Annotated in this window: 14 protein-coding genes; 3 read left to right on the top strand and 11 right to left on the bottom strand. The window is 68.5% G+C overall.

Annotation, left to right across the window (positions count from 1 at the left end; translation table 11 throughout):
* Positions 1-208: hypothetical protein (locus ACOJVU_RS09810; RefSeq protein WP_421529593.1), on the top strand; the 208-nt coding region annotated here is incomplete at its 5' end.
* Positions 209-650: 442 nt separating this feature from the next.
* Positions 651-1,493 carry a PE family protein gene (locus ACOJVU_RS09805; protein WP_421529592.1) on the top strand — a complete coding sequence of 281 codons (843 nt, stop codon included), beginning with the start codon at positions 651-653 and terminating at the stop codon, positions 1,491-1,493.
* A gap of 34 nt (positions 1,494-1,527) precedes the next feature.
* Here ACOJVU_RS09805 and mftG read toward each other — a convergent pair whose 3' ends face one another.
* The 7 genes from mftG to mftA all read right to left on the bottom strand — a co-directional run bounded on the left by mftG (position 1,528) and on the right by mftA (position 8,183).
* Positions 1,528-2,967 (bottom strand): mycofactocin system GMC family oxidoreductase MftG, encoded by a 1,440-nt coding sequence (gene mftG / locus ACOJVU_RS09800; protein ID WP_421529591.1) that lies wholly within the window; start codon positions 2,965-2,967, stop codon positions 1,528-1,530.
* A gap of 192 nt (positions 2,968-3,159) precedes the next feature.
* Positions 3,160-4,572 carry a mycofactocin biosynthesis glycosyltransferase MftF gene (gene mftF, locus ACOJVU_RS09795; RefSeq protein WP_421529590.1) on the bottom strand — a complete coding sequence of 471 codons (1,413 nt, stop codon included), beginning with the start codon at positions 4,570-4,572 and terminating at the stop codon, positions 3,160-3,162.
* Positions 4,569-5,294 carry a mycofactocin biosynthesis peptidyl-dipeptidase MftE gene (mftE, locus tag ACOJVU_RS09790; RefSeq protein ID WP_421529589.1) on the bottom strand — a complete coding sequence of 242 codons (726 nt, stop codon included), beginning with the start codon at positions 5,292-5,294 and terminating at the stop codon, positions 4,569-4,571. Before mftE ends, mftF begins: the two co-directional genes overlap by 4 nt.
* Before the next feature lie 114 nt (positions 5,295-5,408).
* Entirely contained in the window at positions 5,409-6,611 is a 1,203-nt protein-coding gene (gene mftD, locus ACOJVU_RS09785) for a pre-mycofactocin synthase MftD (RefSeq protein ID WP_421529588.1), read from the bottom strand.
* 2 nt (positions 6,612-6,613) lie between these two features.
* On the bottom strand, positions 6,614-7,810 hold the full coding sequence (mftC, locus tag ACOJVU_RS09780; RefSeq protein WP_421529587.1) for a mycofactocin radical SAM maturase: 1,197 nt from the start codon (positions 7,808-7,810) through the stop codon (positions 6,614-6,616).
* A complete protein-coding gene (gene mftB / locus ACOJVU_RS09775; RefSeq protein ID WP_421529586.1) occupies positions 7,807-8,109 on the bottom strand; it encodes a mycofactocin biosynthesis chaperone MftB in 303 nt (100 codons plus the stop codon). The genes mftC and mftB overlap by 4 nt, the downstream gene beginning before the upstream one ends.
* Complete coding sequence (gene mftA / locus ACOJVU_RS09770; RefSeq protein ID WP_421529585.1) at positions 8,094-8,183, bottom strand: mycofactocin precursor MftA; 90 nt, start codon at positions 8,181-8,183, stop codon at positions 8,094-8,096. Before mftA ends, mftB begins: the two co-directional genes overlap by 16 nt.
* A gap of 98 nt (positions 8,184-8,281) precedes the next feature.
* Between mftA and mftR the strand changes: the two genes are divergently transcribed.
* Positions 8,282-8,875, top strand: coding sequence for a mycofactocin system transcriptional regulator (gene mftR, locus ACOJVU_RS09765; protein WP_421529584.1), 594 nt, complete (start codon positions 8,282-8,284; stop codon positions 8,873-8,875).
* 108 nt (positions 8,876-8,983) lie between these two features.
* On the opposite strand, the gene ACOJVU_RS09760 is transcribed toward mftR, so the two are convergent.
* The 4 genes from ACOJVU_RS09760 to fusA form a co-directional block, all read right to left on the bottom strand.
* Entirely contained in the window at positions 8,984-10,183 is a 1,200-nt protein-coding gene (locus ACOJVU_RS09760) for an NAD(P)/FAD-dependent oxidoreductase (RefSeq protein ID WP_421529598.1), read from the bottom strand.
* A gap of 18 nt (positions 10,184-10,201) precedes the next feature.
* Positions 10,202-11,020 (bottom strand): mycofactocin-coupled SDR family oxidoreductase, encoded by an 819-nt coding sequence (locus ACOJVU_RS09755; protein WP_421529583.1) that lies wholly within the window; start codon positions 11,018-11,020, stop codon positions 10,202-10,204.
* A gap of 179 nt (positions 11,021-11,199) precedes the next feature.
* Positions 11,200-12,390 (bottom strand): elongation factor Tu, encoded by a 1,191-nt coding sequence (tuf, locus tag ACOJVU_RS09750; protein WP_421529582.1) that lies wholly within the window; start codon positions 12,388-12,390, stop codon positions 11,200-11,202.
* Between the two features lie 110 nt (positions 12,391-12,500).
* A complete protein-coding gene (gene fusA / locus ACOJVU_RS09745; RefSeq protein WP_421529581.1) occupies positions 12,501-14,606 on the bottom strand; it encodes an elongation factor G in 2,106 nt (701 codons plus the stop codon).
* Positions 14,607-14,621 lie beyond the last annotated feature (15 nt).

Below are 14,621 nucleotides of genomic sequence, written 5' to 3'. Positions count from 1 at the left end.
CCCCCTTGCGAACATCTTTCTCTTCTGGTATCAAAAATCTATTCACGAAAGTACAGATCATCTCGACGTTCTTGGGATGGGTGTGATGTCGATGACGTGCCATTCGATCCGGGATTCGCTTCTGCCGGAAATGGATTCACCTGTAGACCTGCCCGGCGTCAACCGGGACGGGGCCGGGCCGGCACCGCGCGTCACCGGTTCGGCGTAGTGGCATCAGCGAGCGAAGGGAGGTGACCGGCAAAGACCCATCAATGACAACCATGTCCATGGCACTGCGTCGTGCAGTCCACGCCTTTTGCGACGAAATGTCCGCGCCTGACGCATTCGAGCGCGCGCATCGCCACCTGTCGTGGCCATCTACGTGGAACGCATGAACGTCGCCACCTTCACCGGCGGGTCGCGCTCGCTCCGGCAACGGTCCGGAGGCGCGGCCCGCCCTGATCTTTGACCCCGTCCTTCCCCTGTGGCCCCGTCCTTATCGTTGGCCGGATGCGCGGCACCCGGTTGCCCCACGAATAGCACGAATAGCACGAATAGGTCGACCGCGCCGGGACCGGGCGGTATCTTGATCTTGTCCCGAAAGTCCTCGGGGAAACCGGGGGGCGGGATATCATCCGGTTTGGCGCGATTCGACACACAGGGGAAGTGGATTGTCATACCTGATTGCGGTTCCGGAGCAGGTGTCCTCGGCGGCAGCAGAGTTGGCGAATCTCGGTTCGAGCATCAACTCGGCGAACTCGGCGGCGGTGGGCTTGACGTCGAGCGTGACCCCTCCCGGCGCCGACGAGGTCTCGGCCAGCGTCGCTGCGCTCTTCGATGCACACGCCCAGGCCTACCAACTCCTCAGCGCACAGGCCGCCGCTTTTCACGACCAGTTCGTGCAATTGATGAACGGCGGCGCGGCGCACTATGCGCTCGCCGAGGCGGCCAACGTCTCGCCGCTGCAGGCGGAGCATGAGGGTGTGCTGAGCACCGCGGCGCCGGCGAGTTCGGCCGCCGCCGCCGCGGCGCCGGCGAGTTCGGCCGCCGCCGCGGTTCCCTCGGCAACGGCAGGCCTGGCCGGCGCCACGGCCCCGGCCGCCCCGGCGGCGCCCCTGGCGGCCGCGGTTGCGCCGCCCCCGGCAGCGGTGGCGGCCAGCGCCCCGATCCCAGCCGTGCCGGCGGCCTCCGCGGTGCCGACGGGTGCGCTCGCGGCTCCGATGCAGGCGCCGACGCCGGCTTATGGCTCGGCGACGGTTGCCGCGGAGCCGGCCTCCGTGCCGCTGGTCCAGAGCGCCCCGGCGGCGGTGCAGGCAGAAGCGGCCGCCGTCGCTCCGGGGACGATGTCGCCGATGCCGGTCGGCACCGGGACCCCGGTGGCCGCGGCGGCCTCGGCGGCCTATTCCCCGGCGACGCCGCCGTATTCTCCCGCGGCGGCCCCCGCGGCTGTCGCTCGCGAGGAAACGGCGGTGGCGCCCGTGCCGGCGACGCAGTGGAACGCCGCAGCGCAGTGACCGGCGCGCCCGCGCGGCGCGCCGCGGGTGCGGTTCACTCGACGAATTCGGCCGCGCGGTGGCCCAGCATCACGATCGTCGCGTGGGGGCCACGCCCGGTGATCGTCGGCAGAACGGAACCGTCGATCACCCACAGGTTATCGATTCCCCGCACCCGGCAGCGGGGATCGACGACGGCGCCTGAGTCGTCATCGTTGCCCATCGGCGCACTTCCGCACAGGTGCTGCGACGTCGACCAGAGCGGCTCACCCACAGAGGCTGGCGCGCCAACTAATTCGCGGGCCAATTCGCTGCCCCGGCGCAGCGCCGCGATGTCGTCGGGCTCGCTGTCGTAGTGGTGCTCGATCAGCGGCGGTACGGCGGGATCCGGAGACACCAGGGTGACGGTCCCGCGTGCCCGCGGCCGCATCAACGCCACACCGATGTGTGGCCAGTCCGGGCGGCCCGGGGCCCCGTTACTGGTCATGGCTATGAATCCTCTTGTGTAGGGACGGATTTCGATGTCGTCTTCCGTGCTCAGCACGGCCTCCAGCACGGGACTGCTGGTCGGGGCCGACCAGTCGGTCGGCAGTAGCCATTCCGGGTGATCACTGCAGGACCGGCCAACCGGTAGGGGCAGCACCAACGGCACTCCGGCCGCCCGCAACGCCGCCTCGTCCCCGACGCCGGAGAGCATCAACAGGTGTGCCGACTGAATCGCACCGGCACACAACACGATTCGGCTCGCTGTCAGCGTCAGCGGACCGCGCGGACAGATCGCGTCGACGCCGGCCACGCTGGCGCCTGCGAACCGCAATCGCACCGCGCGCGTCCGCTCCAGCACAGTGAGGTTCGGCCGGCCCAGGGCCGGAAGCAGAAATCCCGCGCCGGGGCCTGTGCGTATGCCGTCCACGATGTTGAGCGGAACTGCTCCCACTCCCGAAACCACCTCCCTCCCGACGTTGTTGAGGTCGGAAATCCACGCGAACCCGGATCTTTGGGCGGCGCCGATGAAGCGTTCCGAGGCGCCGCTCATCTCCCGGGTGCGGCGGACAGGAACAGGTCCGCTGTCGCCGTGTGCCGGACCGTCGAAATCCAGGTCCGTTTCGACTGCTCGGAAATGGCCGAGAACGTCCGACCACGCCCAGCCGGGTATGGCCACCCGGTCGAAATCCCGCGGTAGCCCACGGCAGAAGTAACCCCCGTTGACCGCGCCCGAACCGCCGACTGTGGCACCGCGCACAATCGGCAGCCGGCGCTCGGGCCGATCGGTGAGGCAGGTCTGGTAACGCTGCACCAGCGGACTGTCCGGGCCGATCGGCAGCTGCAACCCGTTGGTGGTCAGCGCCAGCAACTCCGCATCGCCGAGGCCCGGTCCCGCCTCGAGGACGGTGACCGCGCAGCCCGAGTCGGCGGACAGGCGCTCGGCCACCACCGATCCGGCGCTCCCCGCGCCGATGATCAGCACGTCGCTGTGCGGGACGGGTGCGGTCAAGACGCACGTTGACTGGGGCGCACGGCGGCTAGTGGCGTGGCCAGTCATCGGTTCGCTTGCCGTGAATCCATCCATCGAGCGTAGGTGAGATGCGCCATGTTCGATTGGAATCCATTCCCGAGCAACCGATTCGGCGCGCACGCGGTACCGCGTCTGCGGTCCCGCTGGTCGGCGGACCGACGACCCGCGCCACTAGCTGCGTATCTGCGGCTTGAGCGCCCGCAGGTTGCGTTCGCGCAGCACGCCCCCCCACAGGCCCAAGCCGTAGGCCAAGTCGTCGACGCGTTTGAGCAGCACGTACGTCAGCAGCCCGATCGGTTCGGCGTCGTCGCCAGTGGCGTCTCGGCGACGCAGCCAGTCCACCACCCCGTCCAAGACCGCCGCAACCACCACGACGCGTCTGCAGTGGCGGGACGTCAGCGCCGCGAGCAGCGCCAGGGGCCAATAGTGCCGGCACACGGCCGATGCCAACTGCAGCGCCGCCGACCACAGGCCGCGGGCCGCGATCACCAGCACGTCGCCGGTCGAGGTCTCGACGCTGCGCATCGCCATCGCGACCCGCCGGCCGGTCAACAGCGCGATCGCGACCGCGGCCAGCCGGCCGAGGCTGGTCCCGAGCGCCATCAGGATCCAGGCGGTCAGTGCCCAGCCCGAGATGACCACCGGTGCCGCCTTGTCCGGGTGGCGCACCGACAGCGGGGCGGCCGATCCGCCGTAGAATGCCTTGCGTGCCAGCCAATCCCGAAGTTGCGTGCGGTGGTCATGGGCGACCAGCGCGATCGGCTCGTAGCGCAGCCGGGCACCCGCCTCGATGAGGCGCCAGCACAGGTCGACGTCCTCACCGGACTGCATGGTCTCGTCGAACCCGCCGACCCCGCGGATGGCCGAACAGCGGCAGATGATCGCGGCGCTGGGGACATAGGAAACCGTGCTGTGCGGCAGCACCGGCGCCTCCCGCTCGCCGAGGTCCAGCGAGGAGTGCACCGCCTCGTAACGCGCCACCACGTTCTCACTGTGCGCCAGACCGACAATGCGCGGGGCGACGAGTGCGACGGTGGGATCGCAGAAGTGACCGAGCAGAGCCTCCAGCCAGCCACGGCGCGGCGCGACGTCGGAATCCAGGAACGCGACGAACTCGGTCTTGCACGCCGCCAACCCCGTGTTACGTGCCGCCGCCGGACCCTTGGCGCGGGAGTGGCGCAGCACCTCGACGTCGCAGTGCGCGCCGGCGAAGTCGTTCGGCTCGAGCGGCGGGACCGAACCGTCGTCGACGACGACGACACGCAGCCCGCGAAGACAGCTGACCAGCCGTCGGACCCCGAAGACGTCGTCGCGCACCGGAATCACCACGGTCACATCGCGGTGCGACGGGCCACCGGCAGGCCGGGGGTGGGCCACCGTGGCGTCCAGCAGCGTGCGGGCCAGCTGGGCGCTGACGTCGTCGCGGACCTTCAGGCGGCCATCGGAGAGCAGGTGCTGTGCGGCCGGAGCCAGCTTCAGCAGGCGCGTCGGCGAACCACCGAGCAGCGCCGCACCGTCGCCGAGCACCCGCACGCGGCGATCGACCTGAACGGCGAACCCGTCCGGCAGCCGTGGCTGGCTCATGTCAGCATCCCGTCGGGCCCGGGCAGCCACCGGGCGATGCGTCGCACACACCCGTCGACCATCTCCGCGAAGAGGCGCTCGCCCTCGTCCGCGGTCGCGGTCGTGGGGTCGCCCAGCACGCCCACCGGGCTGACAGCCGCCACTCCGGCTCGGCGCATCGAGGGCAGCAGCGTCGCCAACGGCGCGTCGTTGCCGCGCAGCCACCGGTCGGTCCGCACCACGGCGGGCGAGAGATGAAGCAACACCGAGGTCTCGGTGTGGCCGGCGTGGGCGTCGGCACCCGCGGCCGCGCACGGGGCCCAACCGGCGTCGCGGCCCTCGGCACGCAATCGGCCCACCGCGGCGTCCAGGGCGGCGCTATTGCCACCGTGACCGTTGACGAAGGCCAGGCGTCGGGCCCAGCAGGCGGCCGACCTGCCGTACTCCACCAGCAGCATGGTCAGCGCCTCGGTGCCGATCGAGACCGTTCCGGCGAAGCTCTGGTGCTCGCCGCTGGCACCATAGGCGATGGCGGGGGCGACCAGCCACTCCCCCCCGAGAAGCGCCCCGGTCCTCGCCGACACGGCGGTCGCGATGCGCGTGTCGGTGTCCAGGGGCAGATGCGGGCCGTGCTGTTCGGTAGACCCCAGCGGGATCAGCAGCGACGGCGCGAAGAGCTGGATCGAGGTCGCACTTCCTAATTCGCCGAATACGGGCACTCGCCGATGGTAAAGCCAATTCACCTGGCGTGCACCAATCGTTTTCCCGTGAAGTCCAATTTTTTTTCCGGGGAATTCGTCGAGCACCCGATTCTCAGGACACGTGCGTCACGGTTGCCTCGCAGGCACCACGGACCTTCAACCGGTGGGGGCCCGGTCCCGGGCCGCGACCGGCACGCCCAGCGCCCGACCGAACCCGGCCGGCACCAGGATGTCGTCGGCGCTCAGGTCGTGCACCGAGGCGTGCCCCAGCCCCATCAGCGCGGAGTCGATCCCCCCACGCAGGATGTCGAGGACGTTTTCCACGCCCGGCTGGCCGGCCGCGGCCAAACCCCACAGATAGGCTCGACCGATCATCACCGCCCGCGCACCCAGCGCCACAGCCTTGACGACGTCGCTGCCGCGCCGGATGCCGCCGTCGAGCAGCACCTCGACCTGGTCGCCGACCGCTGCCGCCACCGCGGGCAGTGCGCGGATCGACGCCGGTGTGCCGTCCAGGTTGTTGCCGCCGTGGTTGGACACCGAGATCGCCGAAACACCCGCGTCCACAGCCTTTTTGGCATCGTCGACACGCATCACGCCCTTGAGCATGAACGGTCCGCCCCACAGTTCGCGCAGCCAGGCGATGTCTTCCCAGGTCGGCGGTGGCGTGCCCATCCACTCCCCGTAGGCGGCGAAGAAGGGGGGCCCGGGCTCGCCACGGCGACCCTGGTTGGGCACCCGCAACTCCGGCGGCCGCAGCGTCTTACCGAACATGTAGAGCCACTTGGGCCGGACGATCGCCTCCGGGGACAATCGCAGGATCGTTCGCAGGTTCATCTTCTCGGGGATCGTGGGACTGCCCCAGTCGCGGCCGTGCGAGAACGACCAGTCCGTGGTGGCGATCAGGCCGGCTGCGCCGGCCGCACGCGCCCGTTCCACCCGTTCGGCGATCGCGTCGCGCCCACCGAGCCAGTACACCTGAAAGAACACCTTGGGGTTAGCGGCCAGGACCTCCTCGACCGGCTTGCTGGCGAACGAGGACAGCCCCATCGCGGTGCCGCGCGCCGCCGCGGCCCGCGCCACGGCGACCTCGCCGTCGGGGTGGACGGCTTGCACGCCGGTCGGCGAAATGATCACTGGCAGCGAAATATCCTGCCCCATAACGGTCGTCGACAAATCACGTTTTTCCTGCGCGCCCACGACGTGCGGCGCGAAACCGAGTTCGCTGAACGCTGCGACGTTGTCGGCGACAGTGATGCCCTTTTCGCTGGCCGAGATCAGCGACGAATAAACGGATTTCGGTAGCCGGCGCTTGGCGCGTTCCTGGGCGATCGCAACCGTCTCGAACCACTCGGCCATGACTACAGCGGGCTTTCGCTGCACAGGCGCGCGGGGGGCGCGGCCACCGGCGGCCTGACCGTCAGCGTGAGCGGCACCGGGGCGCCCCGGGAGTGGTCGGCCCGTGACCGCGGCGTGTCGCGCTCGCGCGCCAGCGCCGGCTCGCCGTGGCCCTGAACGCATTCCGGGTCGGGGCCGTCCATCGGCAGGCCGGTGAAGAACTTGGCCGCCATGCATCCTCCCCGGCAGCTGTCGTAGTGCCCACAGCTGCCACAGGCCCCCGGCGACTGCGGCTCGCGCAGCTCGCGAAACAGCGGGGCATTCTTCCAGACGTTGTCGAATCCCCCGCCGGATGCCACGTTGCCGGCCAGGAAGCGGTCGTGGATGGCGAACGGGCAGGCGTACACGTCGCCCACCGGGTCGATCAGACACACCACCCGCCCGGCCCCGCACATGTTCAGGCCCGCCAGCGCGCCGGAGGAACCCAGCGGTGACAGATGGAAGAACGAGTCACCGGTGAGCACCCGCTCCCCCTTGGCGACCAGCCAGTCGTAGAGCGCGACCTGCTGGGCGGCGGTGGGGCGCAGCTCATCCCAGACGTCGGCGCCACGCCCCGAGGGGCGCAACCGGGTGATCCGCAGCGTGGCGCCGTAACGGCTTGCCAGCGCGGCGAACTCGTCGAGCTGGCCGACGTTGTGCCGGGTGACGACGACGGAGATCTTGGCGCCCCCGTTCTGGGTGAATCCCGCCTCCGCAAGGTTTTGAAGCGCCCGCACCGCCATCGCGAACGATCCGGGGCCACGGACGGCGTCGTTGACCTCGGCCGTGGCGCCGTCCAGCGAGATCTGGACGTCGACGTAGTCGCTGGCCGCCAACCGGGCGGCGACCCCCGGGGTGATCCGGACCCCGTTGGTGGAGAACTTCACCCCGACGCGATGCGCGGTGGCGTAGTCGACCAACTCCCAGAAGTCTGGGCGCACCGTGGGCTCCCCGCCGCCGATGTTGACATAGAACACCTGCATGCGTTCCAGCTCGTCGATGATGTCCATGCACTGGCGCGTGGACAGCTCGCGCGGATCGCGTTTGCCCGACGACGAAAGGCAGTGCACGCAGGCCAGATTGCACGCGTACGTCAATTCCCAGGTCAGGCAGATGGGCGCGTCCAAGCCCCGTTCGAACTGCTCGATGAGCCGGGGCGCGCCGGCTGTCTGAGCTGTCATCGGGCCTCCTGAGGTACCAACATCGCCGAATCGACCAACACGCCCAGCGCGTGCAGATAGGGTTCCTGCTCGCCGTCGTCCACGCCCGCGGCACGGCAGGCGGACCGCGCATCGGGATGGTCGGCCAGCGACCGCACCACCGCGAGGACGACGCGGTTCTTCAAGAAGGACAGCTTGCGGGTGCCGAAGTGATAGAGCAGCGCGCCGAACGGCTCCGGTCGAACCGCCACCTGCGGGTGGAGCCGCCAGCCGCGATCGGGGTCGAACACGGGTCGGATCGGGGTCAGTAGACCCCACACATCCCGTCGATGGACACCTCTTCGACCAGCGTCTCGGTGACGAGTTCGGTGTCGGTGTGGGTGTCGTGGTCCATGGGGGTTGCCTTTCGCCGGTTCTAGACAACGATGAGTTGAGTCACACTCGACGCCAGAATATGGCATCGGGTGCCGAAAAGGAAGGGCGGGTCCGACGATGTCGCAGTCCCGCGTCGGCCGGCGCCGCGCGACGACACCGCACCACATCACCGGCGTCGCCATCGAGCTGTTCACCGCGCGCGGTTTCGCCGAGGTCAGCGTCGACGACGTCGCTCGGGCCGCCGGCATCGCGCGCCGCACGGTGTTCCGCTACTACACCTCCAAGAACGCGATCCCCTGGGGCGATTTCGACACCCACCTCGCGCAGCTGCGCGACCTGCTCGACAACGCCGACCGGTCGGCGCCGCTGGGCGAGACGCTGCGGGCCGCGCTGCTGGCGTTCAACACCTTCGACGCCTCGGAGACCGCGCGGCACCGCCAGCGCATGCGGGTGATCCTGGAAACAGCTGAGTTGCAAGCCTATTCGATGACGATGTACGCCGGCTGGCGGGAGGTGATCGCCGGGTTCGTGGCCCGCCGGCTGGGCACCAAGGCGACCGACCTGCTGCCCCAGACCGTGGCCTGGACGCTGCTCGGGGTGGCGCTGGCCGCCTACGAGCACTGGCTGGCCGACGAGTCGGTGCCACTGCCCGTGGCGCTCGGCAATGCCTTCGACGCCGTCGGCGCCGGGCTGGCAAGGCTGGGCACGTGACTCCGGGCGCCTGCCACGCATCGTTGCCCTCCTAGGTGCGCTTCTGCGCCGAGCCGGCCTCCCCGCACCCCCGGCACCGAGGCCGCCAGCGCGCGCGAAAACCATTCGCTAACAGAGCACTTCGGAGATGGGGGCACCGGCGGCGATCTTGGCACGGACCTTCATCGCCTTGCCGGGCATGCCACCGCTGACCACCCCGACGAGAACCCCGTCGCGTTCGTAGTAGGCGAGGAACTTACGGCCGTCGTCCTCGACGAGGTGGACGGTGTCGGTGGCCTCCGGCGCTCCCAGGCATTGGATCTTGACGTCGTACTGGTCGCTCCAGAAGTACGGGACGACCACCGCCGCAGGCACCTCCTGACCGAGCATCGCCGGCACCACGACCCGGGTCTGTTCGGCGACATTGCTCCAATGTTCCACGCGCGTTTGGTTTCCCACCGCATCGCGCCACGACGCCACGTCGCCGAGAGCCCACACGTGGGGCACGCCGGCGCGGCCGGCCCGGTCGCAGAGCACGCCACCGTCGACACCGTCGACCTCGACGCCGCTGCCGGCCAGCCAGTCCGTCGCCGGATGCGACCCGACGCCGACCACGACGAGGTCGGCCGGCAGCTCGGCGCCGTCGGTGAGCACCACGGCCTCGACGTGCGCCTGCCCGCGCAGCTGTGAAACGCCCACGCCGACGCGCACATCGACTCCTTCATCCCGGTGCAACCGGGCGATAAGTTCGCCGATCCGCTCCCCGAGCACCGCGGCCAGTGGCGTGGGCTGCGGCTCGACCAGCACCACGTCCACCCCGAGGCTGCGCAGGCTGGCCGCGACCTCGCACCCGATGAAGCCGGCCCCGACGACCACCGCATGCCGCGCGGCCGACGCATGCTCGCTCAGCGCCAGACTCTGGTCGAACGAGCGCAGCACGTGGATGCCTTCGAGGTCTCCGAACGCCGGGATCCGCCGCGGCACCAGACCGGTGGCGATGACGAGTTCGTCGTAGCCCAGCGTGTTCCCGTCGGCCAGCGTCACCGTCTGTGCGGTGGTGTCCAACCCGGTGACGACCGAACCCAGCCGCAGCGTGACGTCCTTCTCGTCGTACCACTCACGCGGCTTGAGAGCGACGTCGTCGGTCTCTTTGCGCAGCACCTCCTTGGACAGCGGAGGCCGGTCGTACGGCAGATGAACCTCCTCGCCGACGATCGTGATGGGCCCGGCGTATGACGAGCGGCGCAGTTGCTCGGCCGTACGGGCCGCGGCGAGTCCCCCTCCGACGATCAGGATGCCTGATTCAGAACCCTCGCTGGTCACATGCAGTTCATACACGATCGCCGATCAGTGCTTCAATGCACCCTTGTCGACGTTGATCTGCGTTCCCGACAGCGTGGCCGAGCCGTCGCCGGCCAGCCAGACCACCACATCAGACACCTCTTCGGGTGCCATGAAGCCCTTGGGCTGCAGCGGCATTGGCGGATAGCTGGGCAGGAAGGCCGGGTGCTTGGCGAACAGCTGCATCATCGCTTCCGGCTCGACCATCAGGGTGTCGACCGAGTACGGGTGGATGGAGTTGACGCGGATGCCGTACTCCCCCAGCTCGATCGCCAGCGTGTTGGTCAGTGCGGTCAGCCCGAACTTGCTCGCCGAATAGTGCCCGTTGCCCGGAGTGGCCTTCACGCCGGCCGCCGAGCTTACGACCACGATCGAGCCACCGTTGCCAGCCTCGATCATCGCGGGGATCGCGGCGCGCAGGGTGCGCCAGGTACCGGTCAGGTTGACGCCGATGACCGTGTCCCACTCCTCGTCGGTGAGTTCCCAGACCCGGCCCCAGCCCAGCACTCCGGCGTTGGCGACCAGGACGTCGAGCCGGCCGAACTGTTCGACACCGTCGGCGACCAGCTGTCGCAGCGCGGCATCGTCGCGGATGTCGGCCTCGCAGGCGAGCACCTTGCGGCCCTCGGCCTCCACCAGGCGGACGGTTTCGGCGAGGTCTTCGCGCGTGGCCGCCGGGTACGTCAGTCCGGGCGACGCCGGCGCGCAGATGTCGAGCGCGATGATGTCGGCGCCCTGGGCGGCCAGTCGCACCGCGTGCGACCGGCCCTGGCCGCGCGCCGCGCCGGTGACGAACGCCACCCGGCCCTGCAGTGATCCACCCACGCCCGTCCCTTTCGCCGCCCTGTCGCAGCAGCCAGGCTAGCAGCGAAACTGAAACGTGTTCTCGTTGACCCGCGGATCGCGGCCTGCAGCCGGGCCCGGGCGATCGATCACGTGATGTGGGTTCGGGGCAACGCGCGGCGGCGCCCACCCTTTCGGATGAGCGCCGCTACGCTGCCGAACTACTTGTTGATCGTGACGACCCGGCCGGCGCCGACGGTGCGACCGCCCTCGCGGATCGCGAACCGCAGACCCTCGTCCATGGCGACGGGCTGGATCAGCTTCACCGAGATGTTGGTGTTGTCACCGGGCATCACCATCTCGGTGCCCTCCGGTAGCGTCACCACACCGGTCACGTCGGTGGTGCGGAAGTAGAACTGCGGACGGTAGTTGTTGAAGAACGGCGTGTGCCGGCCGCCCTCGTCCTTGGACAGGATGTAGACCTGGCCTTCAAACTCGGTGTGCGGCGTGGTGGTGCCGGGCTTGGTCACGACTTGGCCGCGCTCGACGTCCTCGCGCTTGATACCCCGCAGCAGCAGCCCGACGTTGTCGCCGGCCTGGCCCTGGTCGAGCAGCTTGCGGAACATCTCCACACCGGTGACGGTCGTCTTGGTCGTCGACGGGCGGATGCCGACGATCTCGACCTCCTCGTTGACGTTGATCACGCCGCGCTCCACGCGACCGGTCACCACGGTGCCGCGGCCGGTGATGGTGAAGACGTCCTCGACCGGCATCAGGAACGGCTTGTCGGTCTCGCGGACCGGGTCCGGGATGGACTCGTCGACGGCGTCCATGAGCTGCTCGACGGACTCGACCCACTTGGCGTCGCCCTCCAGCGCCTTGAGCGCCGACACACGCACAACCGGGGCCTCCTCGTCGAAGTCCTGGGCGGCCAGCAGTTCGCGGACCTCCATCTCGACGAGCTCGAGCAACTCCTCGTCATCCACGGCGTCGGCCTTGTTCAGCGCGACCAGGATGTAGGGCACACCGACCTGGCGGGCCAGCAGCACGTGCTCGCGGGTCTGCGGCATCGGGCCGTCCGTCGCGGCGACCACCAGGATGGCGCCGTCCATCTGCGCCGCGCCGGTGATCATGTTCTTGATGTAGTCGGCGTGGCCGGGAGCGTCGACGTGCGCGTAGTGGCGCTTCTCGGTCTGGTACTCCACGTGGGAGATGTTGATCGTGATACCGCGCTGACGCTCCTCGGGCGCGTTGTCGATCTGGTCGAATGCGCGCGACTCGTTCAAATTGGGGTATTTGTCGTGCAACACCTTGGTGATCGCCGCGGTCAGCGTGGTCTTGCCGTGGTCAACGTGACCAATGGTCCCGATGTTGACGTGCGGCTTCGTCCGCTCGAACTTCGCCTTCGCCACTTCTGTGTCCTCCTGGACTTGTTGGTGCTCGTTAAAGCAGTGTTGATGTTTTCAGTTGTGCCGCGCCCAAGGCATTGCTGTGACCCGGCAAGGGTACTCCCCGTGGAGCCTTACTGACCGGTCGCCTTCGCGATGATCTCCTTCGACACGTTCGCCGGCACTTCGGCGTACGAGTCGAACACCATGGAGTAGTTCGCCCGGCCTTGCGTCTTGGACCGCAGGTCGCCGACATAGCCGAACATCTCCGACAGCGGCACGTGCGCCTTGACGACACGCGAACCGCTCCGCTCCTCCATGGCCTGGATCTGGCCACGGCGAGAGTTCAGGTCGCCGATCACGTCACCCATGTAGTCCTCCGGGGTGGTGACCTCGACGGCCATGATCGGCTCCAGGATCACCGGCTGCGCTTGCGCGGCGGCCTTTTTCAGCGCCTGCGAACCGGCGATCTTGAACGCCATCTCCGACGAGTCGACCTCGTGGAAGGCGCCGTCGAGCAGGGTGACCTTGACGTTGACCAGCGGGTAGCCCGCAAGCACGCCGTACTGCATGGCGTCCTGGGCTCCGGCGTCCACCGACGGGATGTACTCACGCGGGATGCGCCCACCGGTGACCTTGTTCTCGAATTCGTAGGTCGCACCGTCTTCGCCGTGGAACGGCTCGAGGCTGATCAACACCTTCGCGAACTGGCCCGACCCGCCGGTCTGCTTCTTGTGGGTGAACTCGACCTTGTCGACCGTCCGCTTGATGGTCTCCTTATAGGCGACCTGCGGCTTGCCCACGTTGGCCTCGACCTTGAATTCGCGCTTCATCCGGTCCACCAGGATGTCCAGGTGCAGCTCGCCCATGCCGCCGATCACGGTCTGGCCGGTCTCCGCATCCTGGTGCACCTTGAAGGTGGGGTCCTCCTCGGCGAGCTTCTGGATCGACAGGCTCAGCTTCTCCTGGTCGCTCTTGGTCTTGGGCTCGATGGCCACCTCGATCACCGGGTCGGGGAAGCTCATCGACTCCAGCACGATCTGGTCGTTGGGGTCGCAGAGCGTGTCACCGGTGGTGGTGTCCTTGAGCCCGATCACCGCGTAGATGTGCCCCGCACTGGCCCGCTCGACCGGGTTCTCCTTGTTGGAGTGCATCTGGAACAGCTTGCCCAGCCGCTCCTTCTTGCCCTTGGTGGCGTTGATGACCTGGCTGCCGGACTCGACGGTGCCCGAGTAGACACGGACGTAGGTCAATTTGCCGAAGAACGGGTGGCTGGCGACCTTGAACGCCAGCGCGGAGAACGGCTCGTCGGTCGACGGCCGGCGGGTGATCTCCTCGCCTTCCTTGCCCGGCGCGTGCCCGACGGCCGGCGGCACGTCCAGCGGCGAGGGCAGGTAGTCGATGACCGCATCCAGCATCGGCTGCACACCCTTGTTCTTGAAGGCGCTGCCGCACAGTACCGGGTAGGCCTCCGAGTTGATGGTCAGCTTGCGAATGGCGCCCTTGATCTCCTCGACCGTCAGTTCCTCGCCGGCGAGGTACTTCTCCAGCAGCGCCTCGTCGGTCTCGGCGACCGCCTCGATCAGTTTGGTGCGGTACTCGTCAGCCCTGTCGGCCATGTCCGCGGGAATCTCGACGACGTCGTACTTCTCACCGAGCTTGGCCTCGGCGCTCCACACCTTGGCCTTCATCTCCACGAGGTCGACGACACCGGAGAAGTCCCCCTCCGAGCCGATCGGCAGCTGGATCGGGATGGCGTTGGCGCCCAGGCGCTCCTCCATGGTGCGCACCGAGAAGTAGAAGTCGGCGCCGATCTTGTCCATCTTGTTGACGAAGCAGATCCGCGGCACGTCGTACTTGTCGGCTTGGCGCCAGACCTGCTCGGACTGCGGCTCGACACCTTCCTTGCCGTCGAAGACCGCAACGGCACCGTCGAGCACGCGCAGGCTACGTTCCACCTCCACGGTGAAGTCGACGTGCCCGGGGGTGTCGATGATATTGATCTGGTTGTCGTTCCAGAAGCAGGTGGTGGCGGCGGAGGTGATGGTGATCCCACGCTCCTGCTCCTGCTCCATCCAGTCCATCGTGGCTGCACCGTCGTGGACCTCACCGATCTTGTAGCTGATGCCGGTGTAGTAGAGAATCCGCTCGGTCGTCGTCGTCTTGCCGGCGTCGATGTGCGCCATGATGCCGATGTTGCGGACCTTGGTCAGGTCGGTCAGCACGTCCTTCTGTGCCACAGAAGTCTTCCCACT

It is taken from the genome of Mycobacterium sp. THU-M104 (assembly GCF_049197365.1).
Classification (GTDB): Bacteria; Actinomycetota; Actinomycetes; order Mycobacteriales; family Mycobacteriaceae; genus Mycobacterium.
Note: the sequence above shows the minus strand (reverse complement) of the source record. Positions and strands in the feature narration are given on the sequence as shown.